Here is a 1,925-nt window from a genome sequence, read left to right on the forward strand (position 1 = left end):
GTTTGCTGCTTGCCAATAGTGAAACCCATTCCGCCGCTTGTGCCAAACAGCCCTGATTTTTTGGTTTGACTAAATGAGCTTTCGCTTGAGGTGTTCTCAGCGGATAAGATATTGACATCACCACCAGCGGTCAGACCAGTGTCTGTATCACTGATAGCGTTGGTGGCTCAATCAAGCAAGTCAGCCTCGATAAAGTCGAAGCAGTTCAGCATATTGGTTATTCATTATCACTAAACTTCACATAATCATTAACTCTATTGCCTTTTAAACTTTCTAGTATTTGCTCTATACTATTTTTATCATATTGATTTCCATACTTATTCTGTTTCTTTATATGATTAATAAACTCTTTTGGTAATAATACTTTGTAGTTTTTCACCAAATGAGGAATCATCATAGTCCATACATACGAACCATCAGTAAAAACTTTAGTTGGTACAGAAACTTTATGGTCACAGATATCTTTTTCACTTGATAAAAACTCAATTACTTTTATACCGTTTATTAAATATTCATAGATAATGTTAGCGTTAGTATCAGATAATTGATTCACTTTAGTTTTGACGCTTGGGAATCCTTCTGGTTGTGCTTTAGAAGAGTTGACGCTATACACCATTTCTAAAAAAGGGGCCACTTTTTTCATATACTTCTCCTACTATTCTGGTTCAAAAATTTTCCATTCTGGCTTAATATCATCTCGTTCAAAGTAGTAATCTTCATCTTGAACCCACGAATTTGTATCTTTATTCCAAGCTACTGGACGAGTAGGTGCTAAAACACGAGCACCTAATTCGTTGGCTAATTCCTGTGCAGTGCCGCTTGAACCACTCCAGCATGAACCGAAACATACAGGATCACCTATTTTATAATCAGGGTTACTTCTTACCGCTGCAGATACTTGCTCTATACTAATTGGTATACTCTGCATCTCAACATCTCTTCCACCATTAACTTTGACTGTTGAAGTTGAAGATATTACTGGAGTACCACCAAATTCATCGTACTCAAGCTGACCGTGAACGATAACGTTATGTCCGTTGCCAGTATTCGCTGCATTCTCATAGTTTCTTATAGTATTGCCATCGTCTCCTATTGCAGTGCTATTAGTACCATGACGAACTGTAGTGCCGCTTTCTGTAAAGCTGTCCATGAAAAATATTTTAGGTCTTGCCGCTTGAGCTGCTAGTGTGCTGGCCGTACCAAATCCAGATAAACCAACACCAATACCTAGTTCAGTAGAACTTTGTGCATCATTTCTAGCAACGTCAAGCCCTTTACCTTGCATAATAGCTAGATTATCTTCAAGACCTATATAGGTAAAATCCTCGTAGGCTTGTTTGGCTTTTTCTGGAACACTTGGTATAGCTTTAATAGCACTTTCTATACTATTAAACCCATCAATCACAGTACCATATGGATCTTGAAGTTTATCAATGCCTTCTTTAGCCAACTCCCATGGTGCTAATATCAAGTTACCTGCACCTTGATTTGAGCCTTCAGCTTTAGCATTTTGAACTTCAGCAGCTGTTTCAGGCGTTCTACCATAAGTATAAGGATTTTGTAGAGCTAAGTTATCTAATACAAATTGTACTGAATCAGCATCAGTTAACATTTCATCTAGGTACAGTCTAGAATCTGTATATGATTTTGGGTCATCATTTCTGAAAGATCCAGATAACACGCCTCCATCAACTACAATTCCATGATCATTATTAAGTCTATTATATCTTTCAACCAAAGAAATATTATAAGCTTGAACGCCATTTCTTTCCTGTAAAAACTTATTGGCATCATCAAACTGCATAATCTCATTTAGGCTTAGATTATCATTGTATGCGTTGTACCAATCTTCATCTAGATTGTAGACAGCGGCTCTAGCCAATATCTTTAAGGCTTCCTCTTTTGTAATTCCTTTTTCTTTTGCA

1 protein-coding gene and 1 pseudogene are annotated in these 1,925 nt (G+C 37.0%); both read right to left on the reverse strand.

Annotated elements, in window-relative coordinates:
- Positions 1 to 217: 217 nt before the first annotated feature.
- Positions 218 to 643, reverse strand: a complete 426-nt coding sequence (locus tag ACT3RN_RS15330) for a hypothetical protein (RefSeq protein WP_192520878.1) — start codon at positions 641 to 643, stop codon at positions 218 to 220.
- Positions 644 to 655: 12 nt separating this feature from the next.
- Positions 656 to 1,925 (reverse strand): annotated as a pseudogene (locus ACT3RN_RS15335) (hypothetical protein); the annotation flags it as partial.

This window comes from Psychrobacter sp. AOP5-GZ1-6 (assembly GCF_052376345.1).
GTDB lineage: Bacteria > Pseudomonadota > Gammaproteobacteria > Pseudomonadales > Moraxellaceae > Psychrobacter.

What these genes read in the sequence shown, in the direction of transcription:
- ACT3RN_RS15330 (WP_192520878.1), bottom strand. Translation starts at nt 643, where the DNA reads ATGAAAAAAGTGGCCCCTTTTTTAGAAATGGTGTATAGCGTCAACTCT.